Source organism: Dickeya fangzhongdai (genome assembly GCF_002812485.1).
Lineage (GTDB): Bacteria > Pseudomonadota > Gammaproteobacteria > Enterobacterales > Enterobacteriaceae > Dickeya > Dickeya fangzhongdai.
Genome location: NZ_CP025003.1, coordinates 34,370 through 55,859 on the forward strand (window position 1 = coordinate 34,370; position 21,490 = coordinate 55,859).

Annotated in this window: 20 protein-coding genes; 8 read left to right on the plus strand and 12 right to left on the minus strand. The window is 58.1% G+C overall.

The window, feature by feature from the left end:
• Positions 1-26: 26 nt before the first annotated feature.
• Positions 27-1,334, minus strand: a complete 1,308-nt coding sequence (locus CVE23_RS00155; protein ID WP_038920669.1) for an MFS transporter — start codon at positions 1,332-1,334, stop codon at positions 27-29.
• Positions 1,335-2,034: 700 nt separating this feature from the next.
• Between CVE23_RS00155 and CVE23_RS00165 the strand changes: the two genes are divergently transcribed.
• Positions 2,035-2,931: a LysR family transcriptional regulator gene (locus CVE23_RS00165; protein WP_038920666.1), complete on the plus strand. Its 897-nt coding sequence runs from the start codon at positions 2,035-2,037 to the stop codon at positions 2,929-2,931.
• A gap of 395 nt (positions 2,932-3,326) precedes the next feature.
• Positions 3,327-3,779 carry a GNAT family N-acetyltransferase gene (locus tag CVE23_RS00170; RefSeq protein ID WP_084682755.1) on the plus strand — a complete coding sequence of 151 codons (453 nt, stop codon included), beginning with the start codon at positions 3,327-3,329 and terminating at the stop codon, positions 3,777-3,779.
• A gap of 24 nt (positions 3,780-3,803) precedes the next feature.
• Here the strand turns inward: CVE23_RS00170 and CVE23_RS00175 are convergent, their stop codons facing one another.
• Positions 3,804-4,247 carry a MarR family winged helix-turn-helix transcriptional regulator gene (locus tag CVE23_RS00175; RefSeq protein WP_100848630.1) on the minus strand — a complete coding sequence of 148 codons (444 nt, stop codon included), beginning with the start codon at positions 4,245-4,247 and terminating at the stop codon, positions 3,804-3,806.
• A gap of 118 nt (positions 4,248-4,365) precedes the next feature.
• On the opposite strand from CVE23_RS00175, the gene CVE23_RS00180 reads away from it, so the two are divergent.
• Positions 4,366-4,656: a DUF3861 domain-containing protein gene (locus CVE23_RS00180; protein WP_038663832.1), complete on the plus strand. Its 291-nt coding sequence runs from the start codon at positions 4,366-4,368 to the stop codon at positions 4,654-4,656.
• 140 nt (positions 4,657-4,796) lie between these two features.
• Positions 4,797-5,765 carry a glucokinase gene (glk, locus tag CVE23_RS00185; protein WP_038920664.1) on the plus strand — a complete coding sequence of 323 codons (969 nt, stop codon included), beginning with the start codon at positions 4,797-4,799 and terminating at the stop codon, positions 5,763-5,765.
• A 195-nt stretch (positions 5,766-5,960) separates the two neighbouring features.
• Here the strand turns inward: glk and CVE23_RS00195 are convergent, their stop codons facing one another.
• From CVE23_RS00195 to CVE23_RS00220, 6 genes are read right to left on the minus strand one after another with little or no spacing between them, the layout of a single operon-like run.
• Complete coding sequence (locus CVE23_RS00195; RefSeq protein ID WP_038920663.1) at positions 5,961-7,079, minus strand: alkylhydroperoxidase domain protein; 1,119 nt, start codon at positions 7,077-7,079, stop codon at positions 5,961-5,963.
• Positions 7,076-8,116: a putative FMN-dependent luciferase-like monooxygenase gene (locus CVE23_RS00200; RefSeq protein ID WP_100848631.1), complete on the minus strand. Its 1,041-nt coding sequence runs from the start codon at positions 8,114-8,116 to the stop codon at positions 7,076-7,078. Before CVE23_RS00200 ends, CVE23_RS00195 begins: the two co-directional genes overlap by 4 nt.
• Before the next feature lie 29 nt (positions 8,117-8,145).
• Positions 8,146-9,825, minus strand: coding sequence for a dipeptide ABC transporter ATP-binding protein (locus tag CVE23_RS00205; RefSeq protein WP_100848632.1), 1,680 nt, complete (start codon positions 9,823-9,825; stop codon positions 8,146-8,148).
• The gene (locus tag CVE23_RS00210) at positions 9,822-10,682 is read right to left on the minus strand and encodes an ABC transporter permease (protein WP_038920660.1); all 861 of its coding nucleotides are present in this window, start codon (positions 10,680-10,682) and stop codon (positions 9,822-9,824) included. Before CVE23_RS00210 ends, CVE23_RS00205 begins: the two co-directional genes overlap by 4 nt.
• A 1-nt stretch (position 10,683) precedes the next feature.
• Positions 10,684-11,625 carry an ABC transporter permease gene (locus CVE23_RS00215; protein ID WP_038663815.1) on the minus strand — a complete coding sequence of 314 codons (942 nt, stop codon included), beginning with the start codon at positions 11,623-11,625 and terminating at the stop codon, positions 10,684-10,686.
• A 25-nt stretch (positions 11,626-11,650) separates the two neighbouring features.
• Complete coding sequence (locus CVE23_RS00220; RefSeq protein WP_100848633.1) at positions 11,651-13,294, minus strand: TIGR04028 family ABC transporter substrate-binding protein; 1,644 nt, start codon at positions 13,292-13,294, stop codon at positions 11,651-11,653.
• A 330-nt stretch (positions 13,295-13,624) separates the two neighbouring features.
• Between CVE23_RS00220 and bhsA the strand changes: the two genes are divergently transcribed.
• A complete protein-coding gene (gene bhsA, locus CVE23_RS00225) occupies positions 13,625-13,876 on the plus strand; it encodes a multiple stress resistance protein BhsA (protein WP_038920657.1) in 252 nt (83 codons plus the stop codon).
• 65 nt (positions 13,877-13,941) lie between these two features.
• Here the strand turns inward: bhsA and CVE23_RS00230 are convergent, their stop codons facing one another.
• Positions 13,942-15,198 carry a valine--pyruvate transaminase gene (locus CVE23_RS00230; RefSeq protein ID WP_038663807.1) on the minus strand — a complete coding sequence of 419 codons (1,257 nt, stop codon included), beginning with the start codon at positions 15,196-15,198 and terminating at the stop codon, positions 13,942-13,944.
• 392 nt (positions 15,199-15,590) lie between these two features.
• Here CVE23_RS00230 and CVE23_RS00235 point away from each other — a divergent pair, with 392 nt between their 5' ends.
• The gene (locus CVE23_RS00235) at positions 15,591-16,799 is read left to right on the plus strand and encodes an aldose 1-epimerase family protein (protein WP_100848634.1); all 1,209 of its coding nucleotides are present in this window, start codon (positions 15,591-15,593) and stop codon (positions 16,797-16,799) included.
• Positions 16,800-16,901: 102 nt separating this feature from the next.
• Here CVE23_RS00235 and ghrB read toward each other — a convergent pair whose 3' ends face one another.
• The 3 genes from ghrB to CVE23_RS00250 all read right to left on the minus strand — a co-directional run bounded on the left by ghrB (position 16,902) and on the right by CVE23_RS00250 (position 19,429).
• A complete protein-coding gene (gene ghrB, locus CVE23_RS00240; protein ID WP_100848635.1) occupies positions 16,902-17,864 on the minus strand; it encodes a glyoxylate/hydroxypyruvate reductase GhrB in 963 nt (320 codons plus the stop codon).
• A gap of 552 nt (positions 17,865-18,416) precedes the next feature.
• Positions 18,417-18,872 carry an N-acetyltransferase gene (locus CVE23_RS00245; protein ID WP_049855496.1) on the minus strand — a complete coding sequence of 152 codons (456 nt, stop codon included), beginning with the start codon at positions 18,870-18,872 and terminating at the stop codon, positions 18,417-18,419.
• The gene (locus tag CVE23_RS00250) at positions 18,869-19,429 is read right to left on the minus strand and encodes a DNA-3-methyladenine glycosylase I (RefSeq protein ID WP_049855497.1); all 561 of its coding nucleotides are present in this window, start codon (positions 19,427-19,429) and stop codon (positions 18,869-18,871) included. Before CVE23_RS00250 ends, CVE23_RS00245 begins: the two co-directional genes overlap by 4 nt.
• A gap of 188 nt (positions 19,430-19,617) precedes the next feature.
• Between CVE23_RS00250 and CVE23_RS00255 the strand changes: the two genes are divergently transcribed.
• Positions 19,618-20,424 carry a sulfite exporter TauE/SafE family protein gene (locus tag CVE23_RS00255; RefSeq protein WP_049855498.1) on the plus strand — a complete coding sequence of 269 codons (807 nt, stop codon included), beginning with the start codon at positions 19,618-19,620 and terminating at the stop codon, positions 20,422-20,424.
• A gap of 142 nt (positions 20,425-20,566) precedes the next feature.
• Complete coding sequence (gene glyQ / locus CVE23_RS00260) at positions 20,567-21,481, plus strand: glycine--tRNA ligase subunit alpha (protein WP_100848636.1); 915 nt, start codon at positions 20,567-20,569, stop codon at positions 21,479-21,481.
• The last annotated feature ends 9 nt before the right edge of the window (positions 21,482-21,490 follow it).

A 21,490-nucleotide genomic window follows, 5' to 3' on the forward strand; every position in this document is an offset into this window, starting at 1 on the left:
TTAGTTTCTGTAATAAATTTAAATTGTTAGTGTGTGGTTATTAGCATTCCATTCGTTTCCTTCCAGACGGGCGGATGTTTCCAAAGTGGAATAAGAATGAGCCCGGAAAGTAACGCCATGACGGAAGAGGTAATAATGGTGAAGGGGTGTCCATAGGTGGAGATTAAATAGGCGGAGAGTACACCGCCATAAATCCCGCCTATCCCTTTGGCTGAGGCATACAGCATGCCGTAGTTGGAGCCGGAAGCGACTTCGCCGTAGTAATAACCCACGATTGACGCAAACAGGGAATATAATGCGCCCCAGAAGAATATCGAGATAATGCAGCTGCTGATAAATCCTGTTGCGCTGCCCGCTTCAGCAAGAAACAGCGCGATAAGAGAAAACAATCCGCACAGGATATAAAAGATAGTCATGGTCTTATCGATGCCGATTTTATCTGCAATCCAACCGCCCACAACCCGGCTAAGACCGCTCGTAATTGCCATTCCTACGGTGACTACCGTGCCTGCCGTCAGACTAAAGTGGAACGCTGACGCAAACTTGATGCTATTTGAAATAAACGTTAAACCAGATGCAGATACCAAAACGAAAGAGGCAATTAACACCCAGAATTGCCAGGTGTGCATTGCTTCTCCCATACTGTATTGCTTCTCACAAGGGCGTTTTACTACGGTATGTTTTGTTGCCGATGATGGGGTGAAATTACACCAGCCTTTCGGTGGGTCTTTCATTAACAGACCTGTAATAATAATAACGCCGGAGATAACCGCTGCCATAATAAAAATGACATTAAAAAAGATATTATCTGGGGCATCTTCCGGAATATTTCGAATGGGGAAAATAAAAGGCAATGCTCCCCAGGAGAAAGCGGCAGAGATAAGACCTATGGTGATGTTCCTGTGATCGGGGAACCATTTGTTGCAGGTGGTTATCGCCGCGTTGTAGACAAATCCGCAGAAAAAACAGCCAATACACCAGACCGTGAGCACGATGTTATACGACAGTACCTGCCCAAATGCGCAAACCAGCAGCCCGATGCCTGAAAAGATGCCGGCAACGACAGATACGGCCTTTGGTCCAAACTTGTCACGAAAAATCCCGCCGGGCAGGGTGCCGAATGCCTGAAAAATAACGAACATGCTGAACATTAGCGATATTTTTGTCGGTTCCCAGCTATACATCTTTGCAAAATGCGGCGCAATGACTGACCAGGCGTACTCATAAGGGCTAATAACGGACATTGCCAGAAAAGCCAATGCAAAAAGCCACCATCGATTAAAACCGAGTATTTCCTTATCCGTTCGATTCTGCACATCTATTTTTTCACTCATAATACACTCTCCTGACTTCGAGAATTTGAAAATAAGAGTTGGAATGAAACATGAAGGGAATAATGTGGCCATAACAATGGCCACTTATTCACGACGTGTTTTACTTAATTTGTCTGTTTATGATTGATTTTATTTGCAGGTGTGTTGATTGTCTTACTTACCTCCAGTGGTTTACTTATTCAAACGATATGGTTTCACTCGATGGCTGTATTTATGTCTGATGAGTTATTTTTCACCTGGCTAATTGATTCTGTTTTTAAGTATTTTTCCTTGTTACATGCGGCTCCTGCTGATTTTAAAAAAATCACGGTATGTTTCTGGATACAGATGGTTACGATTTTAAAATCGAGAATGATTAAAATCCTGCTTATACAATTCATCAGAATTACATGTTCCATCAGGATTACACAATCTATCAGGATTACACAATCCATCAGAAATGGGCTGCCTGTGCGATTCAATGTTGTCGACGACAAGGCAACATGAAACATTGTTGTTACCAATTAATAACTATTCATTTTTTATTTACACTGGCTGTCGCCTCTTTTAATAAATTCAACTCGTTTCTTTGGTCATTTTGATAACTGACTCATTGTTGCCAGAATAAAATTGCGCTTCGCTCTGTTTCTGGTATTTATTAATAACCACAAGGCTCTAAATGTGGAAATGTTTTTTTTTAATCTATCGATGACTTAAAATCATGAATATTTCAAATATATCGTTAAGACAGTTACGTATTTTTTTAGCGGTTGCGGAGCATCATGGCTTTAGTCGCGCAGGCAACATGATTTCCCTGACGCAATCAGCCATGAGTCACAGTATCGGTGAACTGGAAAATGAACTTGGGATCAGATTATTTGAGCGCACGACCCGGGAGGTGTTGTTGACGCAAGAGGGGGCCGAGCTGTCGGAAGAACTCCGCCGTGTGCTGGGTGAGCTGGAAACCACACTGTGTAATGTCCAGAGCAGAGGAGAACGGCGCCGTGGGCTGGTGCATGTGGCGACCAGTCCGACGATTTCGGCAGGAATCATGCCTGATTGCATCGCGCAGATTGTTGAGAATTATCCACAGATCAATCTGATAATCCATGATCAGGTACAACAGCAGGCAATGCAGATGGTATTGAACGGCGAAGTTGATTTTGGCGTGATTATCGAACCCTCCGTACCGTCCGACCTGTACACGGAGACATTTATGGAGGAACCATTTTGTCTGGTATTGCCTGAGAACCACCAGATTGCACGTCTGAAACAGGTGACATGGCATGATCTGCAGAATCAAGAAATGGTGTTACTTGACTATGCCTCAGGTAGCCGCCCCTTAATCGACAATGCATTAATTCGTCATGGCGTCACACCGCATGTCATTCAGGAACTTGGGCATGTCACTACAATATTTCGCATTTTACAGTCGGGTATCGGGGTTTCGGTCATCCCGCAACTGGCGCTATCTTCCCTTGAATGCTCTGGTCTGGCCGTACGTCAGTTATGGCCAATCGAGAACCGGCGATTGCAGTTGGTACGCCGCCGTAATCGTTCACTCTCCACTGCGGCAACCGCAGTATGGACGTTAATTCAGACGCTGTGTCAGGCCTAAGTTTTTACCGGCCTTAGTCAACGGTTCATGCCGTATACATAAAACAGATTGACGATGAGCAGCAGAGGCGGCTAACCCGCTTTGCCATCAGTCATTCGCCGGTCGATACTTTTCACGTTTCCAGAATAACGGATCTGACCATGTTGAGAGCCAGGAGCGAGTCAGACCGGCTATTTGCAATATTTCATTGCGCCAATATCAGGGAAGGTAAACACATCAGGCGGGTAAGCATTTTATTCGCGAGGTCACAGGCGGCGCCGATTTCGCTGCCGGCATGACCATTGCTGCGGTTGCTGTGTGATGCAAGAGTGGACTTTATCGTTGTTGTCGGCGTTGTTCAGGTGAGCGTTCTGGTGGGATGATAAACCCTCATCATGATCAAAAGGAGTAACACCGTGTCAGCGCAATGGGAGAAAAAGGACTATCAGGTCTCGACGGATTCGCAGCGGCTCGATCTGGACATCATTCATGGCTATCTCACCACCTCCAGTTGGGCAGCGGGCATCGACCGGGAAACGGTCGCGTTGTCTGTCGCCAACAGCCTGTGTTTCGGGCTTTATCATCAGGGCCGCCAGATTGGCTTTGCCCGCATGGTGACCGATTTCGCCACCTTCGGCTATCTATGCGATGTATTTGTGCTGCCCGCGCATCAGGGCGCCGGGCTGGGCCGTTTTCTGGTGGAGTGCACGGTCAACCACCCGCGATTGCAGCGCCTGCGCCGTCAGTTGCTGCTCACCTCTACCGCGCCGTGGCTGTATCAAAAAGTGGGCTACGAGCCCGTCAATCGTCAGGATTACGCCTGGACGTTTGTCCGCAAGGATATCTACAGCACCGGGACTGCAGGCTGAGATCAGCGGCTCATCATCAGGCTTTTATTCCGATATTGAGGCCAGGTTGGCCTTCATTTTCTGCAATACCTGCGCGAACTGGCGGCGCTCTTCCGGCGTCACGTCGGCAAAGGCGCGCTGCAACAGGTCGGTGCGCGCGTCGGCGAACCGGCGATGCGTGTCCTCGCCTTTTTTCGTCAGTGACACCACCTGCGCCCGCCGGTCATTCGGCGAGGGCTGGCGGGTGATCAGCCCCAGCGTTTCCAGATCTTTCAGCAGACGGGCAATCTGCGCTTTGTCCCGCCCCATGTACTGCGCCAGAAAATGCTGGCTCTGACCGGGGTGGCGGGCTATCAGCCCCAGCGTGCGCGCCTGAAACGGGGCGAGGCCCGTCTGCGTCAGCGCGTCGCTCTCCTGCAGACGCTGTTTAAAACCGTGGATCAGTTCTCCCAGCAGCTCGAAGGTCTGGGTATCAAGGGTGTCGCGCATTAATTTATTGACCTTATCAACTATTCGGATTATATGGTTGATAATATCAACCATGTGGCGACGCCCGGTCGCCCATTCAGTCGCACGATTACAACCGCACAACCGCAAGGATAAAATCATGCCTTATCACTATCGTATCACGCTGGAAAATCTCACCGATAATCGCGACGAAACGCCGCAAAATCGCGCACTGACGTTTGACGTCACCAATCATGACGATATTCTGGAAATCATTGAGAAAGTTCGGTCAAAGGGGATTTTGCCGGACTCGGAGGTCGCTGCGTTCTGCACCGGGCTGAAGCTGTTTAGCGAGGTCATGATGACCCACCGCAAAGAGGCTCTGTTTCAGGAATTGGCTCCCGCATTTCGGGACTTTATGCTGCGGCTGAAACGGGGAGAAACGGCCTGATGTGATATGTCGTGTCTCCCTGATGGCATGGACCGCCAGTGAATATGAGTGAAATTCGGGCGTGCTTGCCGTCATCGGCGCGCGGTTTTCTCCGTGTGCTCAAGTACGCATGATGATATTTCAATGGGAGATCGTAATTTATGCATCAGTATGCGCTGGTAGGTGATGTCGGTGGAACCAACGCACGTCTTGCCCTTTGCGAACTGGCGAATGGGCATCTGTCACACAGTAAACAGTACGCGGTTCAGGAGCACGACAGTCTGGAAGACGCTATTCGTCTGTTTCTGACGGAGCACGCGAGTCTCACTATCAAAGAAGCCTGTATTGCCATTGCCTGCCCGGTGACCGATGACTGGGTGGAGATGACCAATCATCACTGGGCGTTCTCCATTGACGCCATGCGGCAGAGTCTGGGGTTTGAGCGTCTGGCGGTGATCAACGATTTTACCGCCGTCAGCATGGCGATTCCGGTGCTGACGCCGGAGGATGTGATTCAGCTGGGCGGCGCCGATGCGGTCGCCGGTAAGCCGGTGGCGGTGTATGGCGCCGGAACCGGGCTCGGCGTGGCGCACCTGCTGCCGGTGGACGGCAAATGGCTTAGCCTGCCGGGCGAGGGCGGTCACGTGGATTTCGCGCCCAACAGCGAAGAAGAGGACATCCTGTTGCAGGTGCTGCGTCAGGAACTGGGACACGTTTCCGCCGAGCGCGTGCTGTCCGGGCCGGGGCTGGTGAATATTTATCGGGCGATCGTCAAGGCGGACGACCGGGTGCCGGAAGCGCTGACGCCGCAGGTCGTGTCCGAACGGGCGCTGGCGCACAGCGATGTGGACTGCCTGCGCGCACTGTCGCTGTTCTGCGTACTGATGGGGCGTTTCGGCGGCAATCTGGCGCTGACGCTCGGCACCTTCGGCGGCGTCTACATCGCCGGCGGCATCGTGCCGCGTTTTCTGGAATTCTTCCGCAACTCCGGTTTTCGCAGCGCCTTTGAAGACAAAGGCCGTTTCCGCGATTACCTCGCCGACGTTCCGGTGTTTATGATCACTCACCCGCAGCCGGGGCTGCTGGGCGCGGGCGCGTATCTGCGTCAGGCGCTGGGCCAGACCCTGTAATCCCCTTATCCGGCTTCGATAACCTCTTCGTCAAGTAACCTATTGGTTACTTGACGGTTTGTGTTTACTGGGTGTGAGCGTGATAAGCGAGAGCTGTCGCCTGAATGTCTACGCCGTCGGCATCGCTGATCAGTGCCACCACCTGACGATCGTTCTCCTGCGGCCGAAAAATACCCTGCATTTCGATGTGGATATCTATCTGCCCGGCCAGAACGGCTCGCCCAGCGTCAGCATCAGCCGGTTGGCCCAGGCGAAGAAAGCGGTGGACTGAATCAGGTCGAGAATCTCCAGCGTGTCCAGCCCCTGTTCGCGCAGGCGCGCCAGATCCTGCGCGTTGGTCTGCGACGGCGTGGTGGACAGCCGGGCGGCAAAGGTGATGATCGCCTGCCAGCGCGCGTCCTGTCCGGCGGCGAGATCGCCGCCCGGCGGCACATCGAGCAGGCGCTGTACCGCGTCGTCCTGTTTCGACAGCTGGCTGGCTTTACGGGCGTGCACCGAGGCGCAATAAATACAGCCGTTGACCTTGCTGACTACCGCGGCCGCCAGCTCCCGGTCTTTGCGCGGCAGGCCACCGGACGTATAGAAGATGCCTTTGTCGGTGAGGGTGCGTTGTTCCAGCACCGGCAGGTTGCGGCCCAACAGGCGGAAGTAGTCGGAATCGGTATGACCGAAGCGCGCCAGAATCGCCTGTTCGTCGGCGGTGAATTCCGCCAGCGGCTTGGCCGTAACCCACGGCTCCCAGCCCAGTTCACCTTGCGTAAACGCATCCGGGGCGGTTTTGCCGCTGTGGGTCAGCGGCTGGGTGTGCCAGCGCCCGGCGACGGCCGCGGGCGCAGCGGGCGACGACTCTCCGGCATGACCGGCCAGCAGCCGATAACCGTGCAGCAACCGGCTTTGAAAACTGACAAACGCCACCAGTTGCGACAGGGTGACGATATCATCCACCTTCCAGCCGGCCTGTTGCAGCGCCTGCAATGATTGCGGTTGCGCGGCGATGGGCTGGAACGCCAGCCGCTCGGCATGTTCCAGCGCCCGGTCCAGCGCCGCACCGGGCGTCGGGGCCGGAAAATCCGCCAGCCGTTGGGCGTAAAAGTGCTGTAACCGCGTGTTCTGATGCCAGCCGCTGACCTTTTCGGCGATGAAAAAGCGCAGCGCCAGCGGCAGAGCATTGCCCGCCGTCTGGCTGAACAGCGCGTCATAGCTGCCCTGCGTGTGCCGGGTAGCGGCATCGCGCGTCGCTCTGGCCTGCGCCAGCGGCGAATCCGGGGCGATCTCCGCCAGCGTATCTAAAATGTCGGATGTAGATTGCGTCATGCGACCTCCTGCCCAACCGGGCTGGTTTGTTTATCTTTAGCGGGCGACCAGCCCAGCGCGGGCGCCACCCGGGTAGCGATCAGTTCCAGCGAACGCAGAATATGGGCGTGCGGCGGGTCGATGGAATGCACCTGAAACGCCAGATCGGTGGTCCGCGCCAGCGAACTGTCGGCCTGCAACGAGGCGATGACGTCTTCCGGCGTGCCGACATGGCTGTCGAACGAGGCGATCAGCTCTTCCACCGAACCGTCGCGGGCCGGGCGGCCCAACTGGGCCAGCCGGGCGGCGGAGCGTTGCAGCCCGGTTTGCGCCAGTTGCAGCGCCAGCGCCCGGTCGTCGGCCACAAATACGCTGCGCGAGCCCATGATGCGCGGTGTAATGCCGGATGGCAGCGCGTCCAGATAGGCATCGATCATCGGATTTTGCAGGTCGGCCAGCGTGGCGTCGGGGAAACCGTCCGGGCGCGGTTGGGTGCGGGACAGCATCAGCCCGTCGCCCGCCTGACCGGCGCGGATGGCGCCTTCCACCGAGAACGTCGCCTGCCACACGCGGCGGTTAAGGTGCGGCGCGGCCGGGTAAAGCTGGTTGCCGTCGGCGCTCAGCGGTTCCCCCGCCCAGGCGGCGCGCACCTGCGCCAGATAGCGGCCCAGAATCTCGCCGCGCTGCTCGCTGTTGTGGCCGAAGGCGGCGAACGATGACGGCGTGCCGCCGGAACCGATGCCCACTTCCAACCGGCCGTTGCTGAGCAGGTCAAGCACCGCGGTGTCTTCCGCCACCCGCAGCGGCTGCTCCATCGGCAGCGTGATTACTCCGGTGCCGAGGCGGATGCGGCGAGTCTGCGCGGCGACCTGCGCCAGAAACACCAGCGGCGACGGCAGGCCGCCTTCGTCGGCGTGAAAGTGATGCTGCGCCACCCAGGCGCTGTCGAAGCCCAGCTGTTCGGCTTTGATGATTTGCTCGGCGGCCAGCCGGTAGCGCTGCCCGGCGGGCGCGTCATCCAGCAGCCGGGTGAAAAACCCCAGACGTTTTTGAGTCATGATTAAATCCTTGGTTTAGGCTGTGTCCCTTAAGAGACATGGCGCTGGCCGGGGATCGCGTCGATCAGTTCCCGGGTATAGCGCTCGGCCGGCTGGGCAAAAATCTGCTCTACCGGCCCGGATTCCACCTGTTTGCCGTGATACAGCACGGAAACGGTATCGGCTATCTGTCGTACCACGGCGAGATCGTGGGAAATAAACAGATAGGTCAGCCCCAGCGAGGCCTGTAGCTCTTCCAGCAAGCGCAGGATTTGCGCCTGCACCGTGACATCCAGCGCCGAGACGGCTTCGTCCAGCACCAGCACTTTCGGCTCCAGCACCAGCGCGCGGGCGATGGCGACCCGCTGACGCTGGCCGCCGGACAATTCAAGCGGGCGGCGTTGCAGCAGCGAAGCGGGCAGCGCCACCCGCTCGAACATCTCATGCACCCGGTTGGCCCGCTCTGGCCGGGAGTAACGATTAAAATTGCGCAGCGGCTCTTCCTCGATGTCGAACAGCCGTTGCGACGGGTCGAGCGAGCTAAACGGATTCTGATAAACCAACTGGATGGTCTGGCGGAACTGGCGCAGCGCTTCGCCGCGCAGCCGGGTGATGTCGGTGCCGTCGATCAGGATGCGGCCAGCGGTCGGACGCTGGAAGCCAAGAATCATGCGCGCGGTGGTGGTTTTGCCGGAACCGGACTCGCCGACAATGGCGTGGGTGGTGCCGGGCGCTACGCTGAACGACACCCCGTCCACCGCCCGGAATGGCGCTTTCCGGTTGCCCGCCAGCGGGAACTCCTGCACCAGTTGCTCCACCTGCACAATGGGTTGGCTGGGTATGGGTTGACTGGAAATCGGTTGAGCGGATGCGGCGGGGTGAACGGCGGCGCGTGATGGTCGACGGGCCGGCGCCAGCGACGGGATGTTAGCCAGTAGGGTGCGGGCGTACTGGCTTTGCGGCGCGCTCAGCACCTGCCGGGTTGGTCCCTGTTCCTGGATGTAGCCTTTCTGGAATACCAGCAACCGGTCGGCGCGTTCGGCGGCCACCCCCAGATCGTGGGTGACGAACAGAATGGCGGTGCCGTTTTCCCGGCGCAGTTCGTCCAGTAAATCGAGAATGCGTTTTTGCACCGTGACGTCCAGCGCGCTGGTGGGCTCGTCGGCGATGATCAGCGCCGGTTTCAGCGCGATGGCGATGGCAATCAGCACCCGTTGTTTCATGCCGCCGGATAGCTCGTGCGGGTACTGGCTGGCGCGCAGTTCCGGCTCTGTCAGCCCGACGCGCGTCAGCAATGCCAGCGTTTGTCGGCGCAGGCTATGGCGATCGCTTTTCTGGTGCAGCCGCAGAATTTCATCCACCTGCTCGCCGATGGTTTTCACCGGGTTGAGCGAGCTGCCGGGGTCCTGCGGCACCAGGCTGACCACGCTGCCGCGAATGCTGTCCAGCCGTTGTTGCGACCAGCGGCTGATATCGGCGCCGTTAAGGCGAATCGCGCCGCGCGCCAGACGGCCGTTATCCGCCAGCAGACCGATCACCGCCTGCGCGGTGGTGGTTTTACCGGAGCCGGATTCGCCTACCAGCGCCACTACTTCGCCGGGCTGGATGACGAAGGACACGCCCTCCACCACCGTGCGTTCGCCGTCGTCGCCGCGGTAGGCGATGGCGACGTCTTCCAGTTCCAGCACCGGCGTTGTCGTGCTGCTTTGCAAACTCAGCGTCAGGCTCATCGCGTCGGCCTCCGGATCGACTGGCTGATGCGGTTGGTCGCCAGCACCACGGCGACCACCAGCAGGCCGGGGAAGGTAGTCAGCCACCAGGCGGTGGCCAGATAGTTGCGGCCCTCGGCGATCAACAGCCCCCATTCCGGCGTCGGCGGCGGCGCGCCGTAGCCGAGGAAACTCAGGGTGGCGAGCGCCAGAATCGCGCTGCCGAACTGCAACGCGGCGAACGCCAGCACGCTGGTGAGCGAGTTGGGCAGGATGTGGCGCCACAGCACGCCCAAAAAGGTGCCGCCGCTGCCAAACGCCGCTTCAACGTAATCGCTGCGGCGTACGCGCAGCACTTCCGCGCGCACCAGTCGGGTGAAGTTCGCCACCGAGGTTACGCCCACCGCGATAGCGGCGTTCAGGTTGCCGAACCCCAGCAGGATGATGACGCTCAACGCCAGCAACAGGCCGGGGATCGCCAGCAGCACATCGACGGTACGCATTACCAGCGTATCCAGCCGGCCGCCGACCGCGCCCGCCAGCAGCCCCAGCAGGCTGCCGAGCACCAGACCCAGCGACACGGCGATCACCGCGCCGGACAGCGAATGCGCCGAACCGTAGACGATGCGGGTGTAGAGGTCGCGCCCCAGTTGGTCGGTGCCGAGCAGGTAGTCGCCGCCCGGCGCCAGCCGTTGCGCGCCCGGCACGCCTTCAATCGGCGACGCGTGGGTAAACAGGCCGGGGAACAGCGCCCATAGCGCCACCGTCAGCAGTACCAGCCAGGCGATCACCAGACCGGGTTGCGCGGCATAACGGCGCAAGCGGGGCGTCTTGCGCAGCAGCGGAAAAGCGATTTTTTCCAGTTGAATACTCGCCATATCACACCTCCGGGGCGGTTTTCAGACGCGGATCAAGCAACGGGTAGAGCAGGTCGACCAGCAGGTTGACCGCCACGAACGCCGTGGCGGAAACCAGCACGATGGCCTGCAATACGCTGGCGTCCTGGGTGTTGACCGCTTCCTGCGTCAACTGGCCCAGGCCGCTGCGACCGAACACGGTTTCGGTAATCAGCGCGCCGGCGATCAGCTCGCCCAGCAACAGGCCCGCCAGCGTCAGCGCCGGCAGCATGGCGTTGCGCGCCACGTGGCGCCACAGCACGCCGCGGCGGCTCAGGCCTTTGGCGCGCGCTACCGCCACGAACGGCTGCGCCAGCACCTGATCGATGCTGCGCATCAGCACCTGGGCGATGGGAGCTGCAATCGGCACCGAGAGCGTCAGCACCGGCAGAATCAGCCCTTCCCACTCACCGGGGTTGATCACCGAAATCCATCCCAGCCGGAAGGAAAACACCTGAATCAGCACGATGCCGAGCCAGAAGGTGGGAATGGAAATCAGCAGCGACGGCACCGACTGAAACAGCTGGCGCAGCCAGGCGAACGACGTCAGCGCCGAGAGAAACGCCAGCGCGAACGCCAGCAGCAGCGCCACGCCAAACCCCAGCACCGCCAGCAGCAACGTCGGCGGCAGGTTAGTCGCCAGCAAGTCGCTGACCGGCAAGCCAGCCTGTAGCGACAGCCCGAAATCGCCGTGCAGCAGGCGCGACAGCGACGCGGCGTACTGCGTCAGCAGCGGCACATCGGCGCCGTAGGCCAGCCGCAATTCGGCGATCTGGCCGGCGCTGAGCCCCAGTTCCGGACTCATGAATTTAATCAGCACCGCGTCGCCCGGCAGCGCCTGCAGCAGAATGAACGACAGGGTAAATGCCGCCCACAGCACCAGCAGCGCCTGCCCGAGGCGTGTCGCCAGATAGGTTATCCGCACGTTTTGCCCTCCGTCGCCGGTTTGGTTACTTGTCCAGCCAGGTGTTGTAGAAACTGGGGCGGCCCACGGCTTCGAAGCCGATTCCTTTGGTGGCGGCGCGCCCGGCGAACACCTGCGGTTCTTCAAATATCGGGATCACATACGCCCGATCGATCAGGTAGTTCTGCACCTCGCCCACCAGCGCCAGCCGTTTACCGCGATCGGTAGCGGAAGCGATGCCGTCCAGCAGCGTGTTGAGTCGCGCATCTTCAAAGGTTTTCACCTTGTCGCTGGCGCCGCCTTTTTGCAGCAGTACGTTGCGCAGCGTCGGGTAATACTGGCTTTTCAGCACATCCGGGTCGGCACGTCCCACCATGCCCGGCGACACGCCGGTTTTCAGCGGGTCGAGACTGTCGACGGTTTTGGTGCCCGCGTCGCCCGCCAGCACGTTCAGTTTCACACCCACTTTGGCCCACTGCTGCGCCACCAGTTGCAGCATCTCTTTGTTTTGCGGCTGCGGCGGCGACTCGTAGGCGGTCAGCACCAGCGACTGGCCGTCTTTCTGGCGGATGCCCTGTGCGCCCGCTTTCCAGCCTGCGTCATCCAGCAGGCGGGCGGCGGCGGCCGGGTCGAACGTCAGCTTATCGGACAGGTTGACGTAACCGGCGGCGGTTTTCGCCAGCACCGAGGTGGCCTGCGGGTAGTTATCGGAGTAGAGCGTCTGGATGATTTCTTTCGGGTTGGTGGCGTAACGGAGCGCCTGACGCACGTGGATATCCGCCACCAGCGGGTTATCGGGACGGAAGTTGACGCTGTTATTCACCCCGCGGGTAGGGGCGGCGTAGATCCGGATGCCTTCACTCTGTACCCGTTTTTCGTCATAGGCCTGAATCTGGCGGATGAAATCCGCCTGACCGGACACCAGCGCGCCGATGCGCACGCTGTCTTCCGGCGTGACCAGATAGGTGATGCCGTCCAGATAAGGGCGGCCCTGATGGGCGAATTTCACCGGCGCCCAGTGGTAATCCTTGCGCGCCGCCAGTTTCAGCTCACGCCCCGGTTTCTCGCTGCTGACCACAAACGGACCGGAGCCGATGATGCGGGTAGCATCGCCCAACTGGTTGAAGTTGCGCGCCAGCGTGCTCAGCGACACCAGCCCGGAGCCGATGGCGGCGGTACCTTGCAGGAAGCCGGGCGACGGCTTTTTGAAGTAGAACTTCACCGTCAGCGGGTCGATCACTTCGCTGCGCTGGTAGTTGTTGATCACCTCGGATACCGGCTGGTTCAGTTCTTTGTTGCCCAGCCCGTAGGTGTCGAAATTCTTGGCGACGGCGTTGGCATCCAGCGGCGTGCCGTCAGAGAAGGTGACGCCGGGACGCAGTTTGAACGTGTATTCGGTGCTGTCGGCGTTGATAGTCCAGGATTCGGCGATCCAGGGCTCGATGTCCAGCGTTTCCGGGTTCTGGTAGGTCAGCTTGTCGGTAATTTGGTTGAGGATGCCGCCGTTGGGGTAAAAACCGCCTGCGGGCGGATACAAATTGGTGTGCGGCTGTTGTTCCAGATAGATCAACGTACCGCCGGTTTTGGGCGAAGCGTCGGCGGCCAGCGCCTGAGCGCCATTCCCCAGTAGCGCTAATGAAACAAGCAGACTAATCCCCCGCTTCTGCCGAGCGTTCAAGAAACCAGACATGGTTTTTTCCTTTTAGTTATCAGAGTTATATCAGCCGCTGTGCAGGTGGTGTCAGGGCTGGAAAAAGGCTGTCATACGAAAGGGATACTTCCACAGGCATGGTGAAACCGCAAAGTACAATACTGGTAATAAATATCTGGTTTTGGGGTAAGTGAAGGTGGGTGAGAATTCGCCGAAATGGCGGGTTTTTTTATTTCATAAAATTTGAATGATATCTGCAAATAAACCCGGTTTTAACGTGCGGGCAACAGGTCTATTATCACTTCCATCGAAGGCGAGAACGCCTCCAGTTAAGAACACTAACCGAATTCAAAGTGAAGGATATTGACCATGAAAACCATCAAAAACGTTGTTGCAGTTATCGCTCTGGCTACCCTTTCTTTCGGCACTTTTGCAGCGACCGAAGTACAGCACGCTGGCAGCCAGTCTGTTGGCACCGTGAGCGCCTCCGCTGGTACGCTGGACGGCTTGCAGGCCAGCCTGTCTGAAAAAGCCAATGCCGCCGGCGCCAAGTCATTCCGCATCATCTCCGCCACCGGTAACGATAACCAGCTGCGCGGCGTAGCGGAAATCTACAACTGATAATCGCTCTCCAGCCCGCACAGGCCGCCTTCGGGCGGCTTTTTTGTGTACGGAATGTTCAGATATCAGATGCCGGCTTCTTTCCGCGCCCGCTCTACCTCTTCGGCCAGAATGGCGACGCCCTGCTCGATTTTTTCCGGTTCCGGCACATAGTTCATGCGCAGGCACTGGTGGGCGTGCGGCCATTCCTGCTCCAGACCGGGGAAGAAGTAGTGGCCCGGCACCATCAGCACACCGCGTTGTTTCAGCCGCTGGTACAGCACTTCGGTGGTGATCGGCAGGTCTTTGAACCACAGCCACAGGAAAATCGCTCCTTCTGGTTTGTGGATCAGGCACACTTCCGGCGACAGATAGCGACGAATGATGGCGATAGTCTGTTCCACCCGCTGACGGTAGAACGGCCGCACCACGTCGTTGGATAGCCGCAGCAGGTCGCCGCGCTGAATCATCTCGTGAGCCAGCGCCGGGCCGATGGAGCCGGGCGCCAGGCTGACGATGCCGTTCATGTTGCCGAGTGCTTCGATCACCTGCTCCGAACCGATCACGATGCCGCAGCGCGAGCCGGGCAGACCGAGTTTCGACAGGCTCATGCACAGGATCGTGTTCGGGTTCCACAGCGGCGTGGCGTCGCTGAAAATAATGCCGGGGAACGGCACGCCGTAGGCGTTGTCGATCACCAGCGGAATCTGATGTTCGCGGGCCAGCGCATCCAGATGCTGCAACTCTTCGTCGGTCAGCACATTGCCGGTGGGGTTGGTGGGCCGCGAGACGCAAATCATGCCGATGTCGTCGGTGATGCGCAGCTGTTCGAAGTCGACGTGGTATTTGAATTGCCCTTCGGGCAACAGCTCAATCTGGGGGCGAACGGAGACGAACATGTCTTCATCCAGCCCGGAATCGGCGTAACCGATGTATTCCGGCGCCAGCGGGAACAGCACTCGGCGGCGCTGATCGTCGTCGGTGCGGCCGGCAAACAGGTTGAACAGGTAGAAAAACGCGCTCTGGCTGCCGTTGGTCAGTGCAATATTCTGTGGTCCAATCTCCCAGCCCAGCTGTTCGCGCAGCAGGCCGGAGAGCGAATGCAGTAGCACATCCTTGCCTTGCGGACCGTCGTAGTTGCACAGGGCATCGGTCAGTTTTCCTTGATCCAGCAGGTCGCGACACAACTGCTGAAAATAATCGTCCATCGCCGGGATATGAGCCGGATTGCCGCCGCCCAGCATGATGGCGCCGGGGGTACGCAGCCCGTCGTTCAGGTCGTCCATCAGTTGGGTAATGCCGGCATGGCGGGTAAATTTGTTGCCGAAACGGGAAAAGTTCATAGTTTGTCAATAAAGGGTAAAACACAGGTAAACCGACACCTTAGCGCGCGTGCCGGGCAGGTGCAATCGTAACGGAAAATCCCTCTCCACTCTTTATGCTGTCTATTTTTGTTATGGCGCAATAGTTAACTATTGTGGTTACTGTCTGCTTCAGCGCAACCCACCCGCATGACGCCAAAAGCTGAACGCGCTTCAGCTTTTGGCTGATTTCTCTCACGTTTTTTCTGCAAAATTACTCATCATGCTTATTAAAATTGTGATGTGTAATCCAAATCTATCGCGAAAAAAGAGCAGTTGGTTATCTGGTGATAGCAGTCACATTCTCCCGTCAGCCGGATTTGTAGTCTTTTAGCTCCGCAGGCTTAATCAATTCAGCTAGAAGGACGAATGGGATGAAAAATGTACTGGCAATAAGTATCGCTCTGGCGCTGGTTTCCTGGCAGGCATCGGCTCAGACCTTTGTGCTGACGGACGTTGAAAGCAGCATCGAGAAAGGAAACTGGCAGATCAGCAGCGACGCGCTGAAGATCAAGGATCAGCGCTTCAGCATCGAGCAGAAAGTGCTGCACGGCGGACGTCAGGAAGGCAGCAAAATTCTCACCATCACCAGCCCGAACGGGCTGCAAATCACCCTCAGTCCGACTCGCGGCATGGATTTGCTGCATGTCACCGGCAAAAACATCCGGCTGGGCTGGGATTCGCCGGTGGATGAGGTGGTGAACCCGAATACCATCACGCTTGAAAGCCGCAACGGGCTGGGCTGGCTGGAAGGTTTCAATGAGATGATGGTGCGCTGCGGCTATGAGTGGACCGGCCATCCGGTCACCAGCGACGGCATGATTTACACCCTGCACGGCCGTGCCGGTAATACGCCGGCGTCGAAAGTGATTGTGGACGTCAGCGACAAGGCGCCTTACACCATCACCGTGCGCGGTTTGCTGAAGGAAAACAGCTTCAAGAAATCCAATCTCGAAACCTGGACCGAACTGCGTTACGTGCCGGGCAGCGAGTCCTTTACCGTACACGATGTGCTGACCAACAAGTCGGATTACGCCCGCGATTACCAGATCATCTACCACAGTAATTTCGGTACGCCGATTCTGGAAGAAGGCGCACGTTTCCTGGCGCCGGTGAAGGAGATTTCGCCGTTTAACGACTACGCCAAAGCGGGTCTGAAAAGCTGGCAGACGTATAAAGGGCCGACTAAAGACTTCGACGAAATGGTGTTTAACATGACGCCGTACGCGGATAAAGAGGGCAAGACGCTGGCCGCGCTGGTGAATCGCGCCGGCGACAAAGGGGTGTCCATCGCCTTTGATACCCATCAGTTGCCGCTGCTGACGCTGTGGAAAAACACCGACACCCTGAAACAGGGCTACGTTACCGGCATCGAACCCGGCACCAATTACGCCTACCCGGTCACCATCGAACGCCAGCAGGGAAGGGTGAAGAAGCTGCAACCCGGCCAGAGCACCACGTTTGAGCTGACCTACAGCCTGTTGAGCAGCCCGGCCGCGGTACAACAAACCGAGCAGAAAGTGAAAGCGATTCAGGGTGATCGCACCACGACGCTGAACGAAAAACCGATTGCGGTGGAGTAATCGCACTTACCGTAGGTTAAGGTCAGGATTCATGCTGTTATTCCGCCTTCCTGATATCAGGAGGGCGGAATATTGAATATAAAACAGAGGTAACGTGCTGAATTACTTCAGCACGTCCGGATTGACGCAGTTCTCTTTGACGTTGCCGCTCAGCGCGGCGATCAGATTATCCACCGCGCAGGCCGACATATTGTAGCGGGTTTCATGGGTAGCGGAGCCGATATGCGGCAGCGCGACCACGTTGGGCAACTTCAGCAGCGGCGAGTCCACCGGCAGCGGTTCCTGCTCGAACACATCCAGACCGGCAGCGTAAATAGTGCCGTCAGTCAGCGCGTCAATTAACGCCGGTTCGTCGATAACCGGGCCGCGACCGATATTGATCACAATCGCGCTGGATTTCATTTTCTTCAACTGTTCGCGGCCGATCAGATGATGGGTCTGCGGTGTCAGCGGCAGGGTAATGCACAGAAAATCCGACTCTGCCAGCAAGCCGTCCAGATCGCGGTAACCGGTGTTGAAGCGGGTTTCCGCTTCCTGATGATGACGGCGGGCGTGGTACAGCACCGGCATGCCGAAGCCCAGATGCGCGCGCTGCGCCACCGCCAGACCGATGCGACCCATACCCAGAATACCGATGGTTTTGTGGTGCACGTCAATGCCAAACCAGTCTTTATCGACACTGGCTTTCCACTCTCCGGCCTTAACCCGCTCTGCCACTTCCAGCCCGCGGCGGGCGGTCATCAGCATCAGCGTCAGCACCGCATCCGCCACCGTTTCCGTCAGGGCGGTCGGCGTGTGCATCAACAGCGCCCCTTTGTCGTTCAGGGTGGCGAGATCGATATTGTCGTAGCCGACCGAGATGGTTGAGACGGCGCGCAGGCGCGGTAAATGGGAGAGAAATTCCCGGCTAACCGTGGCGCTGGAGCCGATCAGGCCTTCCACCCGTTCCAGTACGGGGTGATCGACCGGCGGCAGCCCGTTGAATTCATGCACGGTGGCGTATTGCTCAAGGCGAGCGCGCAGGGCGTCAGGGATACTTCTGTAGAGGATCACTTCAGGTTTCATCAGTTCACTCCGGCTGATAGGCGATTGTCTGATTAAAACGACGGTTGTATTTAAAAGAGGTCTTTTAAAAAAGGGTTCTCTGCTAGCTTCGCATATTGATGCCCGGTCTCTGCCGTGCCATCGCCCAAAAACGATTGGAAGATTCAATAAAATACGATGGTAAACAGTCATATGTGCTTATCATCCGCGCTCCATTCACGCGCAACGACCGGATGCGAAGCGATTTGTTCTGTTGGGGAAAGCGCCGCCCGACCCGTAAGGCATAAATCGGCCCAGAGACTGCGGGTTCTGAACAGGTTGCTTCAGGCATGATGGTCGACATGGCGGGAGACTGCAAGTCAGACGGTAGTCGGGCGGCGCGCCTTCTGATGTGCCCGAAGGCGCGCTCCCGCTAAAAACCCTGGTATTGGCTGAAATCAGCGGTGTTACAAAAAAGATGAAATAATTGGCAGCCACACTCACGCCAGCGGCATGAGTTGGTATGTTATAAAGTATCATTTCATGGCGGTAATGCAACCGTAGCAGGACGTTCTTCAGCTGCACAAACCTGATTCAGGGCATGACGGAGGCGAGCAGTTCCTGATCCTGCCAGTGCATGATCAACAGGCGTGAGCGGGTTTCGTGCTGGTAATTTTCCTGCACGGTGATAAACCCCTGTTTGCGGTAAAAGGCGCAGGCGCGGTGGTTTTGCTGATACACCTCCAGGCTGAGCATCGGAAAGCGGTGTTGGATATGCTGCATCAGCGCTGCGCCCGCCCCCTGGCCGTACAGGTTGTGATGGACAAACAGCGCGCCGATAAAACGCTGATCCATCACGCTGATAAAACCGCCGATGCCCTGTTCGTCCTCATAAATCCAGGTCTGCGAGTGGGGAATATAGTGCCCGCGCACCAGCTCCTCGCTTTCCCGCCAATAGCGCGGCGAGATAAACGGATGCGCCCGGGTGGTGCTTTCCAGCCATAACCGCACCAGCGGATCCAGATCCTGCGGCCGATAGGGTCGGATCACGACGCCTCCGGATGACAAAAGCATTCGGTGGTATGGTCGTTCACCAGTCCGGCGGCCTGCATAAAGGCGTAGCAGATGGTCGAGCCGATGAAGGTAAAGCCGCGTTTTTTCAGCGCCTTGGACATCGCGTCCGACACCGTTGTCTTCGCGGGCACGTCGGCCAGCGAGGCGTGTCGGTTGACAACCGGTTGGTGGTCGACGAAGGACCAGATAAAAGCGGCGAAGTCTTCTCCTTGCTGCTGCATCGCCAGCCAGGCGCGAGCATTGCGGATGATGGCTTCAATTTTGCCGCGATGGCGGATGATGCCGGGGTCCAGCACCAGCCGGTTCACGTCGTCGTCGGTCATGGCGGCGACGCGATGGGGATCAAATCCGTGGAAGCAGCGGCGGTAGTGCTCCCGTTTTTTGAGCACGGTTATCCACGACAGCCCGGCCTGCTGGCCTTCAAGACACAACAGTTCAAACAGTTCCCGCCCGTCGGTACAGGGCTTCCCCCACTCGTTGTCATGATAATCCAGGTACAAAGTGTCCTGCGTGACCCAACCACAGCGCGTCATCCTCTTCTCCTTGCTCCCCGGTTGAGATCCACCGGCATTGTTGGTATTGATGATGGCCGGTTTCAGCGCATCACCCGCGTGGCATGGCGATCATCAGCCTAAGCGCGGTGCGATGCAACCCTGCGCAGACAGGGGCCGTGTGAGGCATGACGCCGGAAATAACAGAGTATAAGCGACAGGGGACAAGAATGGGGATTGAGTGGGTGCTGGCCTATCTGGCGCTGGGCGCCGTGGTGGGTTTTATGGCTGGATTACTGGGCATTGGCGGGGGCGGCATCATGGTGCCGGTGCTGACGGCGCTGTTTGCCGCGCAGGGTGTGGAAACGTCGCATTTGGTGCATCTGGCGCTGGGCACGTCGATGGCGGCGATTGTGATTACCGCCATCTCCAGTCTGCGTACTCATCATCAACATCAGGCGGTGCTGTGGCCGGTGGTGTGGCGCATCACGCCGGCGATTCTGGTGGGGACCTTCGCCGCCACCTGGCTGGCGGCGCTGTTGCCGACCCGCGCGCTGGCGATTTTCTTTTCCTGCTTCATGGCTTATGTCTCGTTGCAGATGGTGCTGAACATCAAGCCGAAACCTCACCGGCAGTTGCCGGGCGTGCCGGGTATGTCGCTGGCCGGGCTGACCATCGGCGGTATTTCCGCGCTGGTTGCTATCGGCGGCGGGTCGCTCACCGTGCCGTTTCTGACCTGGTGCAACGTGCGCATCCAGCAGGCTATCGGCACATCGGCGGCGGTTGGCCTGCCGATTGCCTTGTCCGGCGCGCTGGGGTACGTGATCAACGGCTGGTCGGCTACCGGCTTGCCCGCGTTCAGCGTGGGTTATGTCTCGTTGCCGGCGGTGGTGCTGATCTCCGCGGTCAGTTTCTTCACCGCGCCGGTGGGCGCGCGTCTGGCGCACCGGCTGCCGGTCGCCACGTTGAAAAAGGCGTTCGCCGGGTTATTGCTGCTGCTGAGCCTGAAAATGCTGCAGACCGTGTTCGCGGGCTGATTGCCGCGGGAACCGGAAGGAAAAGCCGGCTACAGAGCAATGCGGCCCAAGTTGTTGCCGCATTCTGGCTGTATATCTTGCACTCAGAGGGTATACTGGCGCCTTCATTGTAAAAACCACTTGTATCGCGTGCGAATCCAACATGCAAAAGTTTGATACCAAGACCTTTCAGGGCCTGATCCTGACGTTACAGGATTACTGGGCGCGTCAAGGCTGCACCATCGTCCAACCGCTGGACATGGAAGTCGGCGCCGGCACTTCTCACCCTATGACCTGCCTGCGCGCGCTCGGCCCGGAGCCGATCGCCGCCGCCTATGTGCAGCCGTCCCGCCGTCCTACCGACGGCCGCTACGGTGAGAACCCCAACCGTCTGCAACACTATTACCAGTTTCAGGTGATCATTAAGCCGTCGCCGGACAACATTCAGGAGCTGTACCTCGGCTCTCTGAAAGAGCTGGGTATGGACCCGACCATTCACGACATTCGTTTCGTGGAAGATAACTGGGAAAACCCGACGCTGGGCGCCTGGGGTCTGGGCTGGGAAGTGTGGCTCAACGGGATGGAAGTGACCCAGTTCACCTATTTCCAGCAGGTGGGCGGTCTGGAGTGCAAGCCGGTGACCGGCGAGATCACCTACGGTCTGGAACGTCTGGCGATGTACATTCAGAGCGTAGACAGCGTCTACGATCTGGTGTGGAGCAACGGCCCGCTGGGTAAAACCACCTACGGCGACGTGTTTCATCAGAACGAAGTGGAGCAGTCCACCTATAACTTCGAATACGCCGACGTGGATTTCCTGTTTACCTGCTTCGAGCAGTACGAAAAAGAAGCCCAGCACCTGCTGGCGCTGGAAAAACCGCTGCCGCTGCCTGCCTACGAGCGCATTCTGAAAGCCGCCCACAGCTTCAACCTGCTGGACGCGCGCAAAGCCATTTCCGTGACCGAACGTCAGCGCTACATCCTGCGGATCCGTACCCTGACCAAAGCGGTGGCGGAAGCCTACTACGCCTCCCGCGAGGCGCTGGGCTTCCCGATGTGCAATCGAAAAGAGAGCTGAGAGGCAGCG